The 20,184-nt window shown below is 67.8% G+C and carries 23 protein-coding genes; 12 read left to right on the top strand and 11 right to left on the bottom strand.

The genetic code is table 11. The features are described 5' to 3' along the window. Positions 1–39: 39 nt before the first annotated feature. From B9C43_RS43270 to B9C43_RS43290, 5 genes are read left to right on the top strand one after another with little or no spacing between them, the layout of a single operon-like run. Positions 40–1,116 carry a zinc-binding dehydrogenase gene (locus tag B9C43_RS43270; RefSeq protein ID WP_084433209.1) on the top strand — a complete coding sequence of 359 codons (1,077 nt, stop codon included), beginning with the start codon at positions 40–42 and terminating at the stop codon, positions 1,114–1,116. Beyond that, complete coding sequence (locus tag B9C43_RS43275) at positions 1,113–1,910, top strand: sugar phosphate isomerase/epimerase family protein (protein ID WP_084433210.1); 798 nt, start codon at positions 1,113–1,115, stop codon at positions 1,908–1,910. The genes B9C43_RS43270 and B9C43_RS43275 overlap by 4 nt, the downstream gene beginning before the upstream one ends. After that, the gene (locus B9C43_RS43280; RefSeq protein WP_235039190.1) at positions 1,907–3,199 is read left to right on the top strand and encodes an MGH1-like glycoside hydrolase domain-containing protein; all 1,293 of its coding nucleotides are present in this window, start codon (positions 1,907–1,909) and stop codon (positions 3,197–3,199) included. Before B9C43_RS43275 ends, B9C43_RS43280 begins: the two co-directional genes overlap by 4 nt. Positions 3,200–3,228: 29 nt before the next feature. Then, positions 3,229–4,197, top strand: coding sequence for a Gfo/Idh/MocA family protein (locus tag B9C43_RS43285; RefSeq protein ID WP_084433211.1), 969 nt, complete (start codon positions 3,229–3,231; stop codon positions 4,195–4,197). Then, positions 4,194–5,303, top strand: coding sequence for a zinc-dependent alcohol dehydrogenase (locus tag B9C43_RS43290; protein ID WP_200825959.1), 1,110 nt, complete (start codon positions 4,194–4,196; stop codon positions 5,301–5,303). The genes B9C43_RS43285 and B9C43_RS43290 overlap by 4 nt, the downstream gene beginning before the upstream one ends. On the opposite strand, the gene B9C43_RS43295 is transcribed toward B9C43_RS43290, so the two are convergent. Both B9C43_RS43295 and B9C43_RS43300 read right to left on the bottom strand, forming a co-directional pair. Next, positions 5,304–6,476, bottom strand: coding sequence for a glycosyltransferase (locus tag B9C43_RS43295; protein ID WP_033394023.1), 1,173 nt, complete (start codon positions 6,474–6,476; stop codon positions 5,304–5,306). Next, entirely contained in the window at positions 6,473–7,435 is a 963-nt protein-coding gene (locus tag B9C43_RS43300) for a glucosyl-3-phosphoglycerate synthase (protein ID WP_084433212.1), read from the bottom strand. Before B9C43_RS43300 ends, B9C43_RS43295 begins: the two co-directional genes overlap by 4 nt. A 215-nt stretch (positions 7,436–7,650) precedes the next feature. On the opposite strand from B9C43_RS43300, the gene B9C43_RS57115 reads away from it, so the two are divergent. Further along, a complete protein-coding gene (locus tag B9C43_RS57115) occupies positions 7,651–7,812 on the top strand; it encodes a hypothetical protein (protein WP_160097114.1) in 162 nt (53 codons plus the stop codon). Positions 7,813–7,838: 26 nt separating this feature from the next. On the opposite strand, the gene B9C43_RS43305 is transcribed toward B9C43_RS57115, so the two are convergent. Next, complete coding sequence (locus B9C43_RS43305) at positions 7,839–8,336, bottom strand: ATP-binding protein (protein WP_160097116.1); 498 nt, start codon at positions 8,334–8,336, stop codon at positions 7,839–7,841. 101 nt (positions 8,337–8,437) lie between these two features. Here B9C43_RS43305 and B9C43_RS43310 point away from each other — a divergent pair, with 101 nt between their 5' ends. Next, positions 8,438–8,677: a DUF6480 family protein gene (locus B9C43_RS43310; RefSeq protein WP_033394025.1), complete on the top strand. Its 240-nt coding sequence runs from the start codon at positions 8,438–8,440 to the stop codon at positions 8,675–8,677. Between the two features lie 16 nt (positions 8,678–8,693). Here B9C43_RS43310 and B9C43_RS43315 read toward each other — a convergent pair whose 3' ends face one another. Together B9C43_RS43315 and B9C43_RS43320 are read right to left on the bottom strand one after the other, a co-directional pair. Next, complete coding sequence (locus B9C43_RS43315) at positions 8,694–9,125, bottom strand: SRPBCC family protein (RefSeq protein WP_084433213.1); 432 nt, start codon at positions 9,123–9,125, stop codon at positions 8,694–8,696. Between the two features lie 72 nt (positions 9,126–9,197). Next, on the bottom strand, positions 9,198–9,569 hold the full coding sequence (locus tag B9C43_RS43320; protein WP_084433214.1) for a DinB family protein: 372 nt from the start codon (positions 9,567–9,569) through the stop codon (positions 9,198–9,200). Positions 9,570–9,789: 220 nt separating this feature from the next. On the opposite strand from B9C43_RS43320, the gene B9C43_RS43325 reads away from it, so the two are divergent. From B9C43_RS43325 to B9C43_RS43345, 5 genes are read left to right on the top strand one after another with little or no spacing between them, the layout of a single operon-like run. Continuing rightward, a complete protein-coding gene (locus B9C43_RS43325) occupies positions 9,790–9,981 on the top strand; it encodes a hypothetical protein (RefSeq protein WP_084433215.1) in 192 nt (63 codons plus the stop codon). Further along, the gene (locus B9C43_RS43330; RefSeq protein ID WP_084433216.1) at positions 9,978–10,712 is read left to right on the top strand and encodes an ABC transporter ATP-binding protein; all 735 of its coding nucleotides are present in this window, start codon (positions 9,978–9,980) and stop codon (positions 10,710–10,712) included. The genes B9C43_RS43325 and B9C43_RS43330 overlap by 4 nt, the downstream gene beginning before the upstream one ends. A 3-nt stretch (positions 10,713–10,715) precedes the next feature. Further along, on the top strand, positions 10,716–13,199 hold the full coding sequence (locus B9C43_RS43335) for an ABC transporter permease (protein ID WP_084433217.1): 2,484 nt from the start codon (positions 10,716–10,718) through the stop codon (positions 13,197–13,199). A gap of 10 nt (positions 13,200–13,209) precedes the next feature. Continuing rightward, positions 13,210–14,385 carry a sensor histidine kinase gene (locus tag B9C43_RS43340; RefSeq protein ID WP_143447006.1) on the top strand — a complete coding sequence of 392 codons (1,176 nt, stop codon included), beginning with the start codon at positions 13,210–13,212 and terminating at the stop codon, positions 14,383–14,385. 3 nt (positions 14,386–14,388) lie between these two features. Continuing rightward, positions 14,389–15,033 (top strand): response regulator, encoded by a 645-nt coding sequence (locus B9C43_RS43345; protein ID WP_033383969.1) that lies wholly within the window; start codon positions 14,389–14,391, stop codon positions 15,031–15,033. Here the strand turns inward: B9C43_RS43345 and B9C43_RS43350 are convergent. The 6 genes from B9C43_RS43350 to B9C43_RS43375 form a co-directional block, all read right to left on the bottom strand. Continuing rightward, positions 15,014–16,198, bottom strand: coding sequence for an epoxide hydrolase family protein (locus B9C43_RS43350; RefSeq protein ID WP_143447007.1), 1,185 nt, complete (start codon positions 16,196–16,198; stop codon positions 15,014–15,016). The two genes, B9C43_RS43345 and B9C43_RS43350, sit on opposite strands and share 20 nt — an antisense overlap. Before the next feature lie 59 nt (positions 16,199–16,257). Further along, positions 16,258–17,166 carry an AraC family transcriptional regulator gene (locus tag B9C43_RS43355; protein ID WP_235039191.1) on the bottom strand — a complete coding sequence of 303 codons (909 nt, stop codon included), beginning with the start codon at positions 17,164–17,166 and terminating at the stop codon, positions 16,258–16,260. Positions 17,167–17,170: 4 nt separating this feature from the next. Then, positions 17,171–17,497: a TfoX/Sxy family protein gene (locus B9C43_RS43360; RefSeq protein WP_084433221.1), complete on the bottom strand. Its 327-nt coding sequence runs from the start codon at positions 17,495–17,497 to the stop codon at positions 17,171–17,173. A 13-nt stretch (positions 17,498–17,510) separates the two neighbouring features. Continuing rightward, the gene (locus tag B9C43_RS43365) at positions 17,511–18,686 is read right to left on the bottom strand and encodes an RNA polymerase sigma factor (RefSeq protein ID WP_084433475.1); all 1,176 of its coding nucleotides are present in this window, start codon (positions 18,684–18,686) and stop codon (positions 17,511–17,513) included. 17 nt (positions 18,687–18,703) lie between these two features. Continuing rightward, a complete protein-coding gene (locus tag B9C43_RS43370; protein WP_084433222.1) occupies positions 18,704–19,081 on the bottom strand; it encodes a YciI family protein in 378 nt (125 codons plus the stop codon). Positions 19,082–19,186: 105 nt separating this feature from the next. Next, a complete protein-coding gene (locus tag B9C43_RS43375) occupies positions 19,187–20,167 on the bottom strand; it encodes a LacI family DNA-binding transcriptional regulator (protein ID WP_084433223.1) in 981 nt (326 codons plus the stop codon). Positions 20,168–20,184: the final 17 nt, after the last annotated feature.

Raw genomic sequence — 20,184 nt, forward strand, 5'->3', positions numbered from 1 at the left:
TAGGTATAGTGCCCGGCGGAATCGTCCAGAGGAGGGCCATTGCCGCGCGTCGTCCAGTTCACCGGTCCCCGACGCGTCGAACTCGTCGACGTCCCCGCGTTAGCGCTGAACCGGGGAGAAGTACGGGTGCAGACGCAGTACTCAGGGATCTCCGCTGGGACCGAGCTCACCGCGTATCGCGGCACGAACCCGTACCTGACCAGGACGTGGGATCCGCAGCGACGGCTGTTCACCACCAACGGCGACGGTGTGCACCCGAATTACCCGATCACCGGCTGGGGGTACTCCGAGGTCGGCGAGATCGTCGAGGTGGCCCCGGGTGCGCCGGAAGACCTGCGAGTCGGCGACACCGTGTGGGGAATCTGGGGTCACTGCAGCGAAGCGGTCCTGCCTGCCGACAAGGTGCGCACTGTGCCCGACGGTGTCGATCCGCTCGCCGCGTCCTTCGCCAGAGTCGGCGCGGTCGCACTGAACGCCCTGCTCGCCGCCGGTTTGCACCTCGGCGAGCTCGTGGCGGTCTTCGGCCAGGGCGTCATCGGCCTGCTCGTCACCCAGATGGCGATCCGCAGCGGAGTCGACGTGGTCGCCGTCGACACGTTGGCGCCACGCCGCGAACGAGCGATGGAGTTCGGCGCGTCGCTCGCGGTCGATCCGATCGCGGACTCGGCCGCCGAGCGTGTGCGGGAGTTCAACGGCGGACGCGGCGTCGACGTGGCGATCGAGATCAGCGGTTCGTACCTCGCACTGCACGAGGCCATCCGAACCGTGACGCCCGGCGGCCGAGTCGTGGCCGCGGGCTTCTACCAGGACGAAGGCCGCGGGCTGCGGCTCGGCGAGGAGTTCCACCACAACCGGGCCGAGCTGGTCAGCTCCCAGATCGGCGGCGTTCCCGCGACGCTGTCCGGCCGATGGGATCAGAACCGGCTCAACGAGACCTTCCTGCGGCTGTGCGCACGAGGTGTGCTCAACCCGGCCGCCTTGGTCACCCACCTGCTCCCGCCGTCGCGCGCGGCGGAGGCCTACCAGGTGCTGGACGCCAGCCCGGCGGACGCCCTGCAGATCGTCTTCGACTTCGGCGCCGAACTTCAGGGGCCGGACAACAGGGGTGAGGAATGACCAAACTGGCCTGCCAGGAACAGTTGCTGCCCGGCGACACGCTCGAGCAGAAGTGGGAGTTCGCGGTGCGCTCGGGCTACGACGGGATCGAGCTGCGCAGCAGGGGCGATTTCGCCTTCCGCGAGCGGCTGCCGGAACTGCGGCGCGCGGCCGCCGCGGGAGTCGTGATGCCGACGGCGTGCGTGGAGATGTCGCACTTCTTCGGCGCCTTCGACGACGAGCTGCGAGCGGACGCGATCGTTCAACTGAAGTCCCAGCTGTCGGTGATCGCGCAGATCGGCGGGCGGGGCGTGATGACCCCGGCCTCCTACGGCATGTTCTCGCGCAGGCTTCCCCCGTTCGAGCCACCCCGCAGCGAGGGAGCTGACCGCGAGGTGCTGCTCGCCGGGCTGACCGAACTGGGCGAGCACGCGGCGCGTGAGGGCGTGTCGCTCTACCTCGAGCCGATCAACCGCTACGAGGACCACATGGTCAACCGGCTCGGGCAGGCCGCTGACCTGCTGCGCGAAGTCGGGTTGGCGTCGGTGAAGGTCGCGGCCGACACGTACCACATGAACATCGAGGAGGACGACCTGCCGTCGGCGCTCGTGGCGATCGCGCCCTACCTCGGGCACGTCCACGTCAGCGAATCGAATCGGTTCCAGCCAGGCACCGGCCACGTCGACTGGCCCGCAGTGCTGGCCGCGCTGACGGCCATCGGGTACGACGGATACCTGTCGCTCGAGTGCCGGTTGCGTGGCGAGCCAGCCGCCGCTGTCGCGTCGGTCCCTCCGTTCCTGCGGCGGGCATCTTGATCGACCAGGTTTCGTTGCGCGCCAAGGCCAGCAGGGTGCTGCTCGGCAACTGGCGCGGGCAGTCCACAGTTCCTGCCGGTGGGCTGTACCCGCACCAGTGGAGCTGGGACTCGGCGTTCATCGCAGTCGGGCTACGGCACCTCTCCGCACTGCGCGCACAGCGGGAACTGGAGTCGCTGTTCGGTGCCCAGTGGCCGGACGGGCGGGTGCCGCACATCGTTTTCGACCCGGTGACGCCACCGGAGGCCTACTTCCCCGGCGCCGACTTCTGGCGTTCGGCCGAGGTGCTCGGCGCAGGCCGTCCCGCGACCTCGGGGCTCATCCAGCCCCCGGTGCACGCGCTGGCGGCGTGGCAGACCTTCCGCGCGGACCCTGATCTGGCTCGCAGGCGTGGTTTCCTGCCGCGGTTGTACCCGCGTCTGGTGGCGTGGCACCGATATCTCATCGAACGCAGATGCTTCGGCGGGCACGGGCTGGTGTCGATCGTGCACCCCTGGGAGTCCGGAATGGACAACAGCCCCGCGTGGGACGCACCGCTGAGCCGGATAAATCCCGTGCCAGCCGGGGAATTCCAGCGGCGGGATCTGGACCATGCGGCCGCGGCGGAACGCCCGACAGCCGCTGACTACGGCCGGTACGTCCGGCTGGCTGCCACTTACCGCGACCACGGTTACGCCGACAGCCTGGCCGTGCACGCGTTCGCGGTGGAGGACCCGCTCACCAACGCGTTGCTCGCCGCGTCGGAATCGGCGCTGGCGGACATCGCGGCCGAGATCGGCGCCGACCCCGCCGCACACCGCGCGGCCGTCGCTGAACTGTCCGCCGCCATGGTGGACGTGCTCTTCGACGAAGGCGAAGGGACGTTCCGGTCATTCGATGTACACAGTGGACAATCGCTGGGCGGTGGCAGCGTCGCCGGGATCGTGCCGCTTGTGGTCCCCGGCCTGTCGGTGGCCGACGCACTGGTGAAAACCGCGGTGGGACGCCGGTTCCGGATCGGCGAGACCGGACTGCCGCCGAGTTTCGACCTGACCGACGAGCTGTTCGACGCCAACCGGTACTGGCGTGGCCCGGTCTGGTTCAACATCGGCTGGCTTATCTGGCGAGGGCTGCTCCTGCACGCTGCGCACGACATCGCTGACACCGTGCGACACGCGCTGCTCAGCGCGGCCGACACAGCCGGTTTCCGCGAGTACGTCAACCCGATCACCGGCCAGGGGCTCGGCGCACGGGACTTCAGCTGGACCGCGGCCGTCACGGTGGATCTGCTCGCCGGCGCCACGCGTTAAACGCCTCCCTGCTGGGTAATCCCAGCTGCATGGCTGGTTGCCGGATTGGAATCGTTGGCGCGGGCGGCGTTGCCCAACGGCACGCGCGGATGCTCGCCGGATTTGACGACGTACAGCTGGTCTGCGTGACCGACGTGGACGCCGACCGCGCCCGCGCTTTCGCGCAAGATCACGAAATGCGTGCGGTGCCTGGCGTTGCCGAGGTGCTCGAGACCGATGTGGATGCGGTGTACGTCTGTGTGCCGCCTGTCGCGCACGGTTCCGCGGAGGAAGCAGTCGCCGCGGCCGGACGCGCGATGTTCGTGGAGAAGCCGATCGGTCTGGACTGTGCGGTCCCGGAGCGGATCGGCAAGCTGGTCGACGAAACCGGAGTGGTCACCGCGGTCGGGCACCACTGGCGGTACTCCCCCGCCGTGACGTGGGCCCGGCAGGCACTGGCCGATCGGCCCGTGCGGCTGGCGATGGGTGCCTGGCTGGACAAGGTCCCGCCGGTCGGCTGGTGGGTGCACCGCGACCGGTCCGGCGGGCAGGTCATCGAACAGGCCATCCACGTACTCGACCTGGCGAGGGTCCTGGTCGGGGACGTGGCCGAGGTACACGCCTTCGCCGACGGGAAGCCACCTGGCGAGCCGGATGCCGACGTGGACGGCGCCACGGTGGTCACCATGCGGTTCACCAACGGCGCAGTCGGCACTCTCGCGGCCACGTGCCTGCTTGGGTGGAAGCACCGCGCCGGGCTCGAGGTGTACGCCGAAGGCCTCGCCCTGTCCTTGACTGAAGACGGGCTCGAGCTGCGCGACGGCGGCGACCCGTCCGTACGCCCGGTGGATCCGGACACTGCGAAAGCGGCGGCGGACCGGGCGTTCGTGGATGCCGTTCTGGGCAGGCGGGACGACGTTCGTACGCCCTATTGCGAGGCGCTGCAGACCCATCGTCTTGCTTGTGCGGTCGCCGAGTCCGCAGCCAAAGGAGTTCCCGTGAAGGTGACGGAGGCATGATGCGCACCGAACGTGTTCTGGTTGTCCAACGGCCCGGCCGAGCGGAACTGCGCACGCAGACAGTGCCGGAGCCCTTACCGGAAGGGGCTTTCGACGTCGACACCGTCTACAGCGGACTTTCCGCTGGCACGGAGTTGAGCTTCTTCAAGGGCAGCCACCCGAATCTCACCGCCGGCTGGAACCCCGAACTCGGTTTGTTCCGCGGCACCGACCAGCCGACCGGATATCCGGTGCTGCGCTGGGGTTACATGCAGGTCGGCCGGGTTGTGGCCAGCCGCAGCCCCAGTCCGGCACCGGACGACCTGGTGGCCATGACATACGGCCACCGCAGCGGTTACCGGGGCGATCCGCTGCGTGACCGGGTGGTTCCCGTGCCGGAAGACCTGAATCCGCTGCTGGGCATCTACGTCGCCCACATGGGTCCGATCTGCGCGAACGGACTGCTGCACGCCGGCGCCGACCAACACGGCGCGGATGTCCGCTCGTTGGCCGACGGTGTGTGCGGACGGAAGGTCGCGATCACGGGCGCAGGCGTCGTCGGGTTGCTGACCGCGCTCTTCGCACGCATGCACGGCGCCGAGGACGTGGTGCTCATCGATCCGACGAAGGCACGCCGCGTGGTCGCGGAGTCCCTGGGCTTCGCCGCACTGGACCCTGACGCCGAAGACACCGCGGTGCTGCTGAAAACCCGCTGGCGGCATGGGCCTGCCGACCGGGGCGCCGATGTGGTTTTCCAGTGCCGCGGTCAGGCGTCGAGCCTCGCGCTGGCCCTGCGGTTGTTGCGGCCGCAGGGCACCGTCATCGATCTCGCGTTCTATCAGGACGGAGCCGACGCCGTACGACTTGGCGAGGAATTCCACCACAACGGCCTGGCAATTCGCTGCGCTCAGATCGGCCGGGTTCCCCGCGGGCTGTCGCACTCATGGGACCGAGAGCGACTGTCCGCGGAAACGGTGGCCATGCTGCGGGCGGAGGGCGAGACGATCCTCAAGCACGTCATCACCGACGTGCTGCCGGTGGAGCGCGCGCCGGAACTCCTCACCGAGATAGCCGAACGGCGACGCCATGTCGTCCAAGCGGTGTTCACTTTCGACGGCACCGCGTGATCAGGCGGTGGCTACGGCCACCCGACGAGCACGCCGCAGGACGGTCTCGTAGAAGTCGAGGTACATCTCGGCCATGACTCCTGGTGTGAAGCGGGTGGCCGCGGCCTTGCGGCAGGCTTTCGGGCTCAAGGTGCCGGCAGATCGAAGTCGTGCCGCGAGTGCGTCCTCGTCATCGGCGGCGACCAGGAACCCGGTGCTGCCTTCGTCGATCAGCTCGGGCAGACAACCACGGCGATATCCCACCACCGGCGTGCCGAGCGCCAGCGACTCCACCACAGCGGTGCCACCGGGTTCTTCCCAATGCAAGGGGAACAGGCTCGCCTTGGCCCGGGTGAGCAGCTGGTTGCGTTCGGCGGCACACAACGAGCCCAGCCAGCGAACACGATGCCCGTCGACGTACGGCATGACCTCGTCGCACCAATAACGCACGTCCGGGTTCCGTGCCGCCTCAGGATCAGTGGCCAGGGCATCCGCCAACTCGGCAGGCTGCCGGTACGGACCCACAGGTCCAGCCAGCACCACGTTGATGCCCGTGGCGTGCGCCAACCGGGCGGCCACGTGCTGCCCTTTGCCAGGTGTCACGCGACCGAGCACGACCGCGTAGTCGTCTTTGTCCGGCCCGATCACGCGGTCCGCGTGGTCGGCCAACGGCGTGGCGAGGTGGATGTGGCCGAGACTGTTCGCCTGCAGGGCTTTCGGTGCTCGCGCGAGTTGCGAGGCGGAGACGCCGTTGACGTACATCCGGTCTTGCCCGTCAAAGCCGCCGTAGAGCTCGGGATGCTTGGCGAGGTCCCAATGCAATGTATGCAGCACAGGCGGAGTGGCAGCGCCCATCGCACCGAACACTGTCGGCCCAACGGCTTCGAGGTGATCGTGCACCAGGTCGATGTCGTCTCGACCGCTCAGCTCTTGCACCACGCGTTGCATGTGCGCGGTCGCGCAGCCCATGACGCGGTTGTACGGCCGCTGCAGCTGACCGAACTGAGGCTTGTCGTACACGAAGATTTTCTCGTCGGCATCCAACGGGCTTTCACCGATGGTCGCGAGGACCACGTGCACCCCGCGCCGCCGCAGTTCCGGAACCAGGGTGGCAACCACGTTCTCGATGCCGCCGTAGCCATCGGGCGGGACCGGTAACCACGGACCCGCGTTGATCAAAACCCGGACGCTCATTGGAATGCCCGTACCTTCGCTAGCGGTGGTCTTTCCGGCACACCGATTTCGGTCGTCACGACATCACGCAACGCCCCGTGCGCGCTCTGCCGGAATTGCATGAGCAGGGGGGAGTCCGGCACCTCACCGATCCCCTGGCGGGCCAGGCGGGTGAAGGCCGTGAGCATGATCTGCGCCGACATCCGCGCCAGTGCTTCGTTGCTCTGGTGGCGGTGCTGCCGGTAGCCGAGATCCACTTGGGCCAACGCGTCCAGCCCGACCAGTTCGAGCAGGTCGATCAGCAAACCGATCTCGATGCCGTAGTGAGCGACGAACGGAACAGCTTCGAGCACTTCCCGCCGTCCGGCGTATTCGCCGGCCAGCGGCTGGACGAACCCGGCGAGCTGCGGCCAGTACAAATTGAGCAACGGCCGTGCGACCAGTTCGGTGACCCGGCCACCGCCGTCGGGTTCGGTGCGTCCTTCGTGCACCAAGGCCCGGCGGTAAAACCCTTTGACATACGCGATCTTCGGATTCATCAGCAACGGACCGAGCAGTCCGGTGATGAATGTCGGCGGACAGCCGATCAGGTCCGCGTCGATGAACGCCACGACGTCACCGCTCGTCGCGGACATTCCTTTCCACAGCGCCTCTCCCTTGCCCATCAGCGTGGGTAAGTGCGTCAACACCTCGTGCTGGTGGACGACGCGAGCACCGGCTGCCCTCGCTACCTCGGCGGTCGCGTCGGTGGAGCAGGAATCGACTACGACCAGCTCGTCGACGAGGGAATGGCGGCGCATCAGCGTTTCGCGGATCATCTCCACGATCACGCCGACGGTCGCCGCTTCGTTGTGCGCCGGTAACACCACGCTGACCGAGGCATCTCCCTTGGCCGCGACCAGTGCCTCCACCGGCCAGTCGTCGGCGCTGCTGCTGCGTCCGGCCAGCCAGTCGTGAACCTCGGCACTCATCTGACGCATGGCGGCGCTCCCTCATCGTCGGACCGAAGCTGGTGGGAGAGAAGTTGCCTTTTCAGATCGGTTCAAACTTCGTCAGGACGACGGCAGGCACGGCAGCCGAGCGGATGATGGGCTCTTTACAGGCATAACTCGATCGGGTCGATCCGTCGACGAGCGGACATGACGCACGGCGGTAGCGGGTAATAGACGTGGGCGTTCGCTCACGGGAGGTAGCGATGGGAAGACATCGGTTCGACAAGCACGACGGTGACAACTGGGGCGGACCAGACCTCATCGTCGACGGCAGCCGGCCGACCACACATTCCCACAGCAACCGGGCCCCGGATCCCACTCCGGCCGACAACACATCCGCCCAGCCGCCGCAGGGCAACACGTAACACCTGTATGTCTACTGTGGAGTAGCTCAGGCGTTGGCCCGTCTTGACCAACGCAGCACAACCGTGGTTCCACGTTCGTCGTGGTGCAGGTCGAAAACATCGGCGAGCCTGTCCATCATGGCCAGTCCCATCCCACGGCCTGCGGACGGGCTCAACGGTGCCGCCCAGGTCCCGTTGTCCGACACCACCACATGCACCGCCCGGGCCAACCGATCCCGCGCGGCGAACAAAGTCAGTTTGCCCATCCCGTCGGGGAAGGCGTGCTCCATCGCGTTGGAGAGGGCCTCGTCGGTTGCCATGACGATGTCCTGCCGCTCATGCTCGAGCAGACCGACCGCGTACGTCCAGTCGAGCACACGGGAACGCAGCGGCGCCAATCGGCTCGGCAACACTTCGACGGGGACATGAAGGTAAGGCTGGGTCAGATCGGCGTCGGTGACCACGTCGGCCGCTAGATCAGGCAGCGATTCCGCCCACGTCCACACGGCCGTCGGCGGTAGCCGGCCTGGCTCTTGCGGTTGCATCGGTCGCACCCCTGCCGGAACTGGAATTTGATTTCGTCCTAACCGAATTGTAGTCATCCGTCGCCTGGCGTAGTTCGCGCGGCAGCGGGTACCCCCGGCAGATGAGTACTCCCCCACCCGATCCCGACCCAGACCGGACCCCTGGCCTTGAACCAGGGGGCGGCGTGCGGCCCGGTGACACCCCACCGGACTCGGGCAGCACATCCGGGCTGTCGCACCCGCAACCCATGCGCAGCCGGGCGGTGCCGATCTGGTTCACCGTCCTCATCGGACTGTTTGTGCTGTGCGTGCTCGGCATGGTCATCGCTCAGACGGTGGGCCTGATCGACGTGTTGTGGTGACAGAGATCCCGGACAGTCAGTTCTCCAGGCACGCTCGCAGCCGCTTGAGATCAGCGGCGATGTTCTTGTGCACCTGCCGGGCCATCAACGGGGTCGCCCAGCGGAAGAACCACCCGGGCCGCCCGGTGGCGTGGATCGCGACGTCCGTGCCGTCCTCGGCATCAGCGAGCTCGTAACGAACAGTCATCGGGAACGGCCGTTCGACCCGCAACTCCACGAGCCGATCGGGTTCATGCTTGGTGACGACGTACCCATAGGTGAACGAGCGGCCCAGAAAACGCGCCCTGCGCTCGACCGTCGCCCCGGTGACGAGCAGTCCCGGCTGAGCTGGTGAGCTGGCCGTGATCCCGCCGGTCCACCGCAGATCGTTCGCTGGATCGAACATGAACGCCGCCACCTGCGCCCTCGGCCGGTGGATCAGCACCTTCGGACAGACGTCGACTGCCACACCAGGCTCCCTTCGTGCGGCCCTGTGCGCGAACAGTGCATCACAAACGCCCTGCTCGCGCACGGCCTGAACTCAACCGCGTCTGCCCAGGTACCCGAGCAGCGCGGTGAACGGATCGGCATCGGCCGCCACCGAGACGACCGGGCCGAACGGACCTCCGCGTGGCGCCTCACTGATCGCTGACATGGCGTACGTTTGCACAGCCCTGACGACGGCATCGTCCGGCTGGTAAGGCACGCCGGCGCCGCTGGCCATGTCCCAGCCATGCACCAGGACCTCAAGCGTGCTGATGCTGGCCAGCTGCAGCCCGGTGGTGCCAGGGGCCGGGAATGTCGACCTGCTGCTCCAGCACGCCGAATCACCGAATTTGCCGATCAGCTCGGCCGCCGTCTCGACAAAATTCAACGAAGTGTTGACCGCCGTACAAGCCGCCGTCTCGGTCATGCCGCTGGAGCGATTGGAGGACTTGGTATCGCGTCCGCGCCAACTCAACGTAATCATGCGACCTGCGACGCCTCGCCGCTCCAGCCTAGGCAAAAGCCCTGTTGCCTCAGTGCTCCGTCGACAGGGCGCCGGGCCCACTTCCATGGTGGAGTGCGCTCTACCTTCAGGATGCCCTTTGGCTGCAATGACGTCAGGACGATCAATTCCTAACGTTTGCGCCATGACTTCAACACCCTTCGCCCAATCCCTGAGCGCACAGCAAAACAGCAGGCAGACACCGGTTCTCCGGGCCAGCGGTCCGCCCAACTGGCTGCGGCGCCTGGCGCTCGGGCTCAGCCTGCTCGCCGTCGTCGTCCTGATCGTGGCCACCCGGGGCAAGCTGGGACTTTCCGCGAACGGAACGCAGGCATGAACCGCATGTGCGCACTGCGCCTGAACGCCGTGACCAAGACCTACGGGGCCGGGGAGAGCGCAGTCACCGCGCTGCATGAGGTGTCCGTTGAGCTCGCTCGGGGCACGTTCACTGCCGTGATGGGGCCGTCGGGATCGGGCAAGAGCACGTTCCTGCACTGTGCGGCTGGTCTTGATCAGCCGACGTCAGGCACTGTCCAGCTCGGTGATGTCACGCTGTCGGGGATGAAGGAAGCGGCGCTGACCGCTGTTCGGCGGGAGCGGGTCGGGTTCGTCTTCCAGGCGTACAACTTGATGTCCGCGCTGACCGTCGAGCAGAACGTCGCGCTCGTGCCGCGTCTGTCGGGGCGTGATGTCGATCGTGTGTGGTTGCGGGAGTTGCTCCTACGGGTCGGTATGGGTGATCGGCTCGACCGGCGGCCGTCCCAGTTGTCCGGTGGTCAGCAGCAGCGGGTTGCGATCGCGCGTGCACTGATCAACCGGCCTGACGTGGTTCTCGCCGACGAACCGACCGGCGCTCTCGACAGCCGCACCGGCCGCCAGGTGCTCAGTTTGTTCCGGCACCTCGTCGATGAACTGGGCCAGACCGTGCTGATGGTGACCCATGACCCGGTCGCCGCGTCGTACGCCGACGAGGTTGTTTTCCTTGCCGACGGCCAAATCGCGGGATACCTGCGGCGCCCCACGGCCGCGCAGGTGTCCGAGCGGATGACTCACCTCGGGGCGGCGTGACCGATGTTCTCCCTTGCATGGAGCACGATCCGTGCTCGTCGTGGCGGGTTCATCGCCGCGTTCATCGCACTGTTCTTCGGTGCCGCGGTGATCACCGCGAGCGGTGTCCTGCTGGAATCCGGGCTGCGGTCCGGTGTCACCCCAGAGCGTTACGCCGCCGCGGCGGTCGTGGTCGGCGGCAAACAGGGCCTTGACGGCCTCAACTCGTTCGCCGAACGCGCTCCCCTGCCAGCCGATGTGACGGACCGAATCGCACGGGTGCCCGGCGTCCGGCAAGCAGTGCCTGACCGCAGCGTCGAGGTGACTGTGTTGTCCCCCAATGCAACCCAGGGGTACGCGCACGGTTGGTCGTCCGCGCAGCTGGCACCGTTCACGCTGACCGCAGGCAGGCAGCCGGCGGCACCAGGCGAAGTCGTGGTCGACGCGTCGTTTGGACTGTCCGCAGGGGACACAACGCGGGTCGCTGTCGGGGGCGTGCCCGCGGACTACCGTGTCGTTGGGCTCGTGTCGGGTCCGTTGGCAGGCAGGCAATCCGCCGTGTTCGTCACCGATGAGGCGGCCGCGAGGTTGTCTGACCGGCTCGCCGCGGTCGGGGTTCTCGCCGAGCCGGGCGTGCATCCCGGCGAACTGGCGGACCGGATCACCGCGGAGCTGGCCGACGTCCCGCTGGCCACGTACGTCGGGCGGGACATCGGCGACGTCGAGTTCCTCGACATCGGTCAGGCACGGGGTTTCCTGATCGCGATCTCCGCATCGCTGATGGGGACCATCGCCATGGTCGTGCTGTTCGTGGTCTCCTCGACGTTGGGGTTGTCCATCCAGCAGAGGCGCCGGGAACTCGCGGTGCTGCGGGCGATCGCGGCCACCCCCAAGCAGATCCACCGGATGATCGGCGCCGAGGTGCTCCTGGTGTCGGCGACCGGAGCCCTGCTGGGCAGCGTGCCCGGTTTCTTCGCAGCCGGAGCGCTGCGGGACGCCTTCGCAGCCGTTGGCGTGCTGCCACCGGACTTCCAACTCGCGTTCAGCCCGCTTCCCGCCGTGGCCGCACTACTGCTGTGCGTACTCGGCGGATGGGCGGCGGGATACTTCGCGGCACGCAGACTCGCCAAAGCCAACCCTGTCGACGCATTGGGCGAGGCCGCGGTCGAACCCGCCGAGCTCGGCGCCAGGCGACGAGCATTCGGGATCGGTCTCCTCGTGTTCGGCGTGGTCGTGGGTACGGTGGTGCCTCTCATCGGGCCTGGCATGGCGGCCGTAGGTGGTGCTGCCGGGTCGGTGCTCTTGTTGATGATCGGCACCGCCCTGCTCGGACCGCGTCTCATGCAGATCGCGGTCACGTTCGTGGCGCCAGTGCTCAACCGCGGACGGATCAGCGGATACCTCGCGGTGGCCAACACCAGGGCGAACGCCCGCAGGCTCAGCTCGGCGGTCGTGCCGTTGGCACTCGCGGTGGCCATGGCGGCAGTGCAGCTTTTCAGCATGTCCACCACCGAGGCGGCCGCGGCGGACCAGGTCAAGACCGGGGTGACCGCTGACTTCGTACTGTCGGGAGGCTCGGCCGGGCTGTCGCCTGAGGTTACCGACACCGTCCGCCAGGTGGCCGGGGTCCAGTCCGCCATGCCGGTGGTTCGGACGCAGGTCCTGCTGGAGTTCAAAATCTTCGACGAGGTCGAGGCCGAATCCTTTGCCGCACAAGGGATCGCACCGCAACACTTGCGCACCACAATGGACCTCGCGGTGAAATCAGGGTCCATGGACGAGCTACACGGCGACACGGTCGCGCTGAGCACGACCGCGGCCGGAACCGTGGGAGCCGATGTCGGCGAAACTGTGCACGTGTATCTCGGGGACGGCACGCCCAAGGATCTCCGGGTGGTCGCGGTCTACGCCAACGGACTCGGATTCGGCGACGTCACGGCACCACACGACCTGCTCGCCCGGCACACCACCACAGGGTTCGACGACGCGATCCTCGTTTCGCTCACCGACGGCGCGGACGTCACCGCGCTGAGGGAGCTGCCGAAGCGCTATCCCAGTGTGGCCGTGGTCGATCGGTCCACGTTCGCAGCCGCCCAGCAAGAACAGCAGGCGCTGCAGTCCGCGACGAACCTCATCGGCAACGGGTTGCTGCTGCTGTACTTGGTCATCGCCGTGGTGAACACGCTGGTGATGGCGACCGGGGCCCGAGCTCGGGAGTTCGCGATGTTGCGGCTGATCGGCACGAGCCGCAGGCACGTGCGGCGGATGATGACGCTGGAAGCCGGTGTCCTGGTCGGCGCGGCAACGGTGATCGGCACCGCCGTCGCGATCGTGCCGCTGATCGGGCTCAGCGTGGCGACGACCGGACGAGCGTTGCCGTCCGTCAACCCGTTGGTATACGGGATGATCGTGCTTGCCACCGCGGTGATCGGGTTCTCCGCGATCGTGCTCGCCGCCCGCTCGGCCATGCGAGGACGTCCAGTCGACGCCGTCGGCTCGGGCGCCTAGCGTGTCCGCCGTGATCACCCCCGCTCCGAACCGGTCGTGGCCGAAAACATGGCGGTTTCTGGCCTACGGCATGCTCGTCGGATTTCAAGCCCTGTTCGTGCTGCTCGCGATGATCGTGACCATCGCGCCTGTCGTCACGCTGCCGCTGCTGTCCCGCGTGCTGCCGTTCGCCCACCGGCTCGCGGCACGCGAACGGGACCGCACCGGCCGGTTCCTGGGGATTTCGATCACGCCGCCACCGCCCGCGGTCCAGGATCGCCGCAACGTCGAGTGGCTCGGGCTGCAGGCGACACTCGGCCTGTTCATCGGATCGGTCGCGGTCGGGTCACCGCTGGGTGCCGTGCAGAACTTGGCGATCGCCGGGTTCTGGTGGCTCTTCCCCGGCGTCACCACCAGCCTGGATGTCCCGGTGCGGTCGTGGGGCGAGGCCGTGTTCGCGGTGGCAACCGCCGTCGGATACGGCCTGGTGGGCGTGCTTCTCGTGCCGCCACTGGCCAGGTGGTACGCGCGAGTCAGCGCGACACGGCTCGGACCGCCGAGGCAGTCGCTTGTCGAGCGCATCGAAGAGGTCACCGCGACGCGGGCGGCCGCGCTGGAGGCGCACGGCACCGAACTGCAGCGCATCGAGCGCAGCCTGCACGACGGCACGCAGAACCGGCTCGTCGCGGTGGTGATGCACCTGGGCATGGTGGAACGTGCCCTGCGCCGCGATCCCGAATCAGCATTGCCCGCGGTGCTCACCGCGCAGAACGCGGCCACTGACGCCCTCGCCGAGCTGCGCCAAGTGGTGCGCACCATCTACCCGCCTGTGCTGGCTGATCGTGGGCTCTCGGGCGCAGTGGCCTCGCTGGCCGCCCACTGCGTGATCCCGTGCACCGTTGACGAGCAGCCCCTGCCACGCGCGCCCGCCGCTGTGGAGGCGGCGGCGTACTTCGTAGTGGCCGAGGCACTGACCAACGCCGTCAAACACAGCGGAGCCGACCACATCACGGTGAGCCTGCATGACGAGCACGGCGTGCTCGTCGTGGAAGTCGCCGACAACGGCCGTGGCGGCGCCGACAACGCGCACGGCACCGGACTGCTCGGCATCCAGCGCAGGGTCGCCGCGTTCGACGGCACGACCAAGATCGTCAGCCCGCCAGGCGGGCCCACTGTGATCAGGGTGGAGATCCCTACGGGACCATGAGGCGTGCGCATCGTGATCGCCGAGGACGACGCCCTGCTGCGGGAGGGGCTCACCCACCTGCTGCGTGCCGAGGGCATGGACGTCACCGCTGCCGTCGACAACCCCGATGACCTGCTGGCCGCGCTCGAGGCCGATCGCCCGGACGTCGCCGTGGTCGACGTCCGGATGCCGCCGACGTTCCGCGACGAAGGCCTGCGCGTCGCGGTCGAGGCACGCAAACGGTGGCCCGGCCTCGCAGTGCTCGTGCTGTCGGCGCACGTCGAGGAGAGCTACGCGACCGAGCTGCTGTCCGACGGATCCGGCGGCGTGGGGTACCTGCTCAAGGAACGGGTCGGCAAGGTCGCTGACTTCCTCGACGCGCTGGAGCGGGTGGCGGCCGGAGGCACCGCGATGGACCCTGAGGTCGTCGCCCAGCTTCTCGTGCGCCGCCGTGCCGACGACCCCCTGCACGCCCTCACCCCACGCGAGCGGGAAGTACTGGGGCTGATGGCCGAAGGCCACTCCAACACCACGATCGGCAGCATGCTGGTGATCAGCGACGGCGCCGTCCACAAGCACATCGGCAACATCTTCGCCAAGCTGGGACTGCCGACCACGGACGCGGGCCACCGGCGAGTGCTCGCAGTGCTCACGTACCTGAAGGCGTGAGCCGCCGGAACGCCTCCCGTAGTTCCTGGACCAGCAGTTGCGGTTGTTCGAGGCCGGCGAAATGGCCGCCGCGGTCCAGTTCGTGCCACGAGCGCAGGTCGGTGTAGCGGCGTTCGGCCCACCGCCGAGCCGTCGGCCACGGCTCGGCTGGGAACAGCGAGCAAGCCGTAGGCACGGTCACCGGCTGCGCGTTCTCCTCCTCGGGGCCTCGCGGGACCCAGCGCAACGCCTCCCAGTACCACCGGGAACTGGATGCTCCGGTGCCGGTCAGCCAGTACAGGCTGATGCCGTCGGCTTGCTGGTGCAGGCTCACACCGCCACCGGCCTCGGGGCGGGTGTCGGCGTAGGCGGCGAACTTCTCCCCCAGCCACGCCGCCAACCCGGCCGGTGAGTCAAGCAATGCGTACCCGAGCGTCTGTGGTCGCGTGCCCATCTGCATCCCGAAGCTGTAGCCGTCGGCCAGGTGCAGGTCGCGACGCTCGATCATGCGCAGTTCGCTGGGTGACGCGGTCTGCCTGTCTTCCGGCAACGGCGACGCGACCGGCATTGTCAGGTGCAGGCCAGTCACCCGCGACGGGTAGAGCCTGGCCAGCTCAGTGCTGACGAACGCGCCCCAGTCACCGCCGTGCGCGCCGAACTGCTCGTAGCCGAGTCGGCTCATCAGCGTGGCCCACGCGTGCGCCGTCCTGCCGGGGTGCCAGCCGGTCGCGTTAGGACGGTCGCTGAACCCGAACCCCGGCAGTGACGGTACGACGAGGTGGAACGCATCGCTGCGATCCCCGCCGTGCGCCACGGGATCGCTGAGCGGATCGAGCACTTGCTCGAACTCCAGCACCGATCCTGGCCAGCCGTGGGTCAGCAGCAGCGGTGTCGCTGCCGGTTCCGGCGAACGGACGTGCCAGAACACGAACCCCAGACCGTCGATGACGGTGCGGTACTGCGGAATGGCGTTCCACTGTTCCTCGCGTGCCCGCCAGTCATGCTTGCGCCACTGTTGCAGAAGTGCGTGCATCTGCTCGAGCCGCAGGCCTTGCGAGGCGTCGTTCACCGTCTCCTGTTCGGGGAGACGGACCTGGTCAAGACGCGCGTGCAGATCAGTGAGTGCTGCGTCGGGAACGGCGATGGTGAACGGCTCGATATCGGCCGTGGAGGATGAACTCGGCACAGGACGAAGGCTAGGCACGCGCCGATGCGGTGAGAATGCGCGCGATTGCGGACAACCGATCAGGAATTGCGGTAGGTCGACGGCCGCACACCGGTGTGCCGCAGGAACGTCGTCGAGAAGGAGCCCGCGCTACCGAACCCGCACCGCGCCGCGATCCGCTCGAGTGACAGATCATTGTCGCGCAGCAGCCGGCGCGCTTCGTCGACCCGCAGACCGGTGAGGTACCGATGCGGGGTCTGTCCGGTAGCGGCCTTGAACACCCGGATGAAGTGGTACACGCTCAAGCCCACCTCGGCAGCGATGTCCGCCAGCGTCAACGGTTCAGCCAGACGTTCCCGCATCACCGCGACCGCCTTACGCACGGGGCGCTGGTCATCATTGGGCCCGCGTAGTTCTGCTCGCCCGCCGTGGTGCGTCAGCAGGTGCACGGCAAGGAACGCGGCGGCGGACTCCGCGTACAGGTCGTCGATCGCGTGAGATGTCTCAAGGGACCGCAAGGTGTGCTCGACAACCGGATCACCCGCCGCGACCGACGCGGCCATCTGCTCGTAGTCCACGGCCCGGCCAGCCAGCTGCCCAGCCACCCGGTCCACTGTGGTGTGTGGAATGTGGACTTGCAACGTCCGCAACGCAACCGCGGACCGATAGCGGCGCTGTGCGTCCTGCCCCGGGACAAGCACGTCGAGCTTCCCAGGCGTCCAACGCTGACGCTTCCAGCGCCCCGCGGTCCGGGTCTCCATCTCGGTTCGACCCGCGACGGTCATGATCAGGTGGACGTCGGCTGTCGCCGGTAACGCCATCTCCTCGACCTGCGACACGTGCTCGAACCGCTGAACCAGCAGAGACCGCCAGCCAAGCCTGTCCCAACTGCAGAACGTCCGGCGCACAAATCGATCCGCGTCGACGCCTGCGTACGGCTCAAGATCGAAATCTGGCGAGTCGAACACCTCACCGAGGCTACCCCGCACGCTCTTATGGCACCTTGGGAGGCAGTGAGCCGACGAAGTCGATCGCGCGGTCGACCCAGCGGCGCAAGTCGTCGTCCTCGGCATGTCCTTCTGGATCGACCATCAGCCAGCCCGTCATCGGCCTGCCGGTGAAATCGAACGGCCGGGCGCCCGGCTCAGCCAAAGCGTCCGCGGCCTCGTCGGCGTCCAGGCGCACGATCAACGCTTCGCCGAGTATTCCGACGGTCATGTTGCCGTTGAGCAGAAAGGCCAGGCCGCCGAACATCCGTTTCTCGGTCAGCGCGGGCAGCAGGTCCCGCAACCGGGTGGCCAGGCCTTCGTCGTATGCCATTGCCTCGATCCTCTCAAGTGCACCGGCCGCCCTTGCGCAGAAAGTCCCGTTCGGCCTGCGTGGGTGCCAGCAGAGCGGCACGCGCGTAGGCAGCCGCCGCCTCAGTATGGCGGCCTAGCCTCCGCAGAAGATCCGCTCGAGTGGCGTGGAACGGGTGATAGTTGTCCAAGTCCAGCTCGTCCACCAAGGCCAGGGCGGCTGCTGGGCCTCGCACCTCGCCGATGGCGACAGCACGGTTGAGCGCAACGACCGGCGTGGGAGCGACGGCGAGCAACTGGTCGTACAACGCGACGATCTGCGACCAGTCAGTCTGCTCCGCAGTGGCCGCGTCGCTGTGCACCGCGTTGATGGCGGCTTGGAGTTGGTACGCACCGGGTTCGTCACGTCGCAGGCACCACCGGACGATCGCCTGGCCTTCGTCGATCAAGGCGCGATCCCATTGCGTCCGCGTCCGGTCCTGGTCGCTGAGCAGCACGAGCGAACCGTCCGGTCGTGTCCGCGACGCCCGGCGGGATTCGGTCAGCAGCAACAATGCCAGCAGTCCGGCGACTTCGGGCTCGTCGGGCATGAGCGCCGCGACGATCCGGGTGAGCCGGATCGCCTCGGCGCTTCCGGCGTTGTAGAGCAGGTAAAGGACCGCGAGTACCGACTTGAGCCGGTCAGGCAGCTCGGGGCGTTCTGGCACGCGGTACGGAATCCGAGCGGCCTTGATCTTGCGTTTGGCCCGCACCAGCCGCTGCGCCATCGTCGGCTCGCTCACCAAGAACGAGCGAGCGACCTCCTGCGTGGACAACCCACCCAGTAGCCGCAGCGTAAGCGCTACCTGCGCCTCGACCGACAACGCCGGGTGGCAACACGTGAAGATCAGCCGAAGCCGGTCATCCGGTACATCGTCGACCACAGCACTGCCAACACTGTCATCACTGCCGTCGTCTGGAGAAAGCACCGCGACCTCGTCGAGCAGTTGCCGGCCCCGAGACTCCCGGCGCAGACGGTCGATCGCGGACTTGCGAGCCGCCGTGGTGATCCAGCCGCCTGGATTGGGCGGCAGCCCGTCGACCGGCCACTTGCGCAGTGCCGTGGCGAAAGCGTCCTGGACCGCGTCCTCAGCGACGTCGACGTCACCGAAGAACCGGATCAAGGCAGCCACCGACCGGCCGGACTCCGCACGGAAGATCCGGCCGATCATGGCCTCGTCGAGCACGCTCAGGCCCCGGCACCCGGTTCGGCCGCGAACCCGGCGAAGGGGCGCACCTCGATCGGAGCGTTGATCAACGCCGTCACCTTCGACGCCCAGCCGAGCGCGGCGTCCAGATCCTCCGCCTCGATCACGTAGAACCCACCGAGGTGCTCCTTCGCCTCCACGAACGGGCCGTCAGTGGTCAGCACAGCACCGTCGGACACCCGGACCACTGTCGCTGTGTCCGGATCATGCAGACGACCCGAGAAGACCCAGGCACCGGCCGCGCCCATCTCCTTCTCAAGGACGCTGAGCTGCGCGTCTGCCTGCCGCATCTCCTCCTCCGTCATCGGGGCACGGGTCTGCTCCGCGGCGGTGTGCACGGACAGCAGGTACTTCGCCATGGCACTGCTCCTTCCGGGCGGGCACGCCCCGCCTCACCCCACTACGAACAGGTCACGCCCAGATCGACACAACAGCAGCGAAATGATGTCGAGAAGGATGGCGGCTCATCGAGTCGACTCGCGAACCACCAGCTCCGGCTTGAACATGACCTGCTGATGGGCGTGGTCATCCGGGCTGTCGCACTCCTGGAGCAACAACTGGGCGGCCATCCGTCCGATTTGGATGGCGGGTTGCCTGATCGACGACAGCGGCACGGCGGCGTCGGCGGCGAATTCGATGTCGTCGTAGCCGATCAGGGCGACGTCCTCGGACACCCGGCGGCCGGTGCTCACCGCGGCGCGCAGTACGCCCAGGGCGAGCAGGTCATTGGCGCAGAACACGGCGTCGATCGCGGAGCCGTTGTCGAACAGCTCGCGGGCGGCCGCGTACCCGAAACCGGCTTTGAGCGCCGGGGTCTCCACGACCTCGACATCGCCGACCGCGCGGCGCAGGCCGGTCAGCCGGTCCGCGCACTGGCTCAGGCTCAACGGCCCGGTGATGTAGGCGATCCGCTTGCGGCCGAGCGACTTCAAATGGGCACCGGCCAGTTCGCCACCGGCGATGTCGTCGACGCCGACCGAGCAGCAGTCGGCCTGTGACGCGGTCCGGTCGACGAGCACGGCAGGCGTACCGCGGTGGCGCAATACGTCCAGCCGTTGCGATCCGGCCGTGACCGGGGTGATGAGCACACCTCGCACGCGTTGTTCCTCCAGCACCTGCAGGTACCAGTTCTCCCGTGCCGCCTGTTCGTCGGAGTTGCACAGCAGCACCGCGTAGCCGAGCTCGGTGGCGACGTCCTCCACGCCCTTGGCCACGTCCTGGAAGAACGGGTTAGCCATGTCGAGCACGACCAGGCCCAGCGACCGGCTGGCCCCCGCGCGCAGCTGCGCGGCCGAGGAGTTGCGTACGAAGCCCAGCTCCTCGATCGCGGCCAGGACCAGTTCCCTGGTCGCGGGCGCGACCTTGGCCGGCCGGTTGAGCACATTGGACACGGTGCCGACCGACACGCCCGCGCGCACGGCGACGTCTTTGATGCTCACGGCCATGCTCTGAATCGTATCAA

Origin of the sequence: Kibdelosporangium aridum (genome assembly GCF_900176515.1) — a bacterium.
In the GTDB taxonomy this organism is placed as follows: Bacteria; Actinomycetota; Actinomycetes; order Mycobacteriales; family Pseudonocardiaceae; genus Kibdelosporangium; species Kibdelosporangium aridum.

What these genes read in the sequence shown, in the direction of transcription:
- B9C43_RS43365 (WP_084433475.1), bottom strand. Translation starts at nt 18,686, where the DNA reads ATGATCGGCCGGATCTTCCGTGCGGAGTCCGGCCGGTCGGTGGCTGCC.
- B9C43_RS43360 (WP_084433221.1), bottom strand. Translation starts at nt 17,497, where the DNA reads ATGGCATACGACGAAGGCCTGGCCACCCGGTTGCGGGACCTGCTGCCC.
- B9C43_RS43335 (WP_084433217.1), top strand. Translation starts at nt 10,716, where the DNA reads ATGTTCTCCCTTGCATGGAGCACGATCCGTGCTCGTCGTGGCGGGTTC.
- B9C43_RS43295 (WP_033394023.1), bottom strand. Translation starts at nt 6,476, where the DNA reads ATGAGCGTCCGGGTTTTGATCAACGCGGGTCCGTGGTTACCGGTCCCG.
- B9C43_RS43285 (WP_084433211.1), top strand. Translation starts at nt 3,229, where the DNA reads ATGGCTGGTTGCCGGATTGGAATCGTTGGCGCGGGCGGCGTTGCCCAA.
- B9C43_RS43275 (WP_084433210.1), top strand. Translation starts at nt 1,113, where the DNA reads ATGACCAAACTGGCCTGCCAGGAACAGTTGCTGCCCGGCGACACGCTC.
- B9C43_RS43305 (WP_160097116.1), bottom strand. Translation starts at nt 8,336, where the DNA reads ATGCAACCGCAAGAGCCAGGCCGGCTACCGCCGACGGCCGTGTGGACG.
- B9C43_RS43300 (WP_084433212.1), bottom strand. Translation starts at nt 7,435, where the DNA reads ATGCGTCAGATGAGTGCCGAGGTTCACGACTGGCTGGCCGGACGCAGC.
- B9C43_RS43370 (WP_084433222.1), bottom strand. Translation starts at nt 19,081, where the DNA reads ATGGCGAAGTACCTGCTGTCCGTGCACACCGCCGCGGAGCAGACCCGT.
- B9C43_RS43330 (WP_084433216.1), top strand. Translation starts at nt 9,978, where the DNA reads ATGAACCGCATGTGCGCACTGCGCCTGAACGCCGTGACCAAGACCTAC.
- B9C43_RS43375 (WP_084433223.1), bottom strand. Translation starts at nt 20,167, where the DNA reads ATGGCCGTGAGCATCAAAGACGTCGCCGTGCGCGCGGGCGTGTCGGTC.
- B9C43_RS57115 (WP_160097114.1), top strand. Translation starts at nt 7,651, where the DNA reads ATGGGAAGACATCGGTTCGACAAGCACGACGGTGACAACTGGGGCGGA.
- B9C43_RS43290 (WP_200825959.1), top strand. Translation starts at nt 4,194, where the DNA reads ATGATGCGCACCGAACGTGTTCTGGTTGTCCAACGGCCCGGCCGAGCG.
- B9C43_RS43310 (WP_033394025.1), top strand. Translation starts at nt 8,438, where the DNA reads ATGAGTACTCCCCCACCCGATCCCGACCCAGACCGGACCCCTGGCCTT.
- B9C43_RS43325 (WP_084433215.1), top strand. Translation starts at nt 9,790, where the DNA reads ATGACTTCAACACCCTTCGCCCAATCCCTGAGCGCACAGCAAAACAGC.
- B9C43_RS43320 (WP_084433214.1), bottom strand. Translation starts at nt 9,569, where the DNA reads ATGACCGAGACGGCGGCTTGTACGGCGGTCAACACTTCGTTGAATTTT.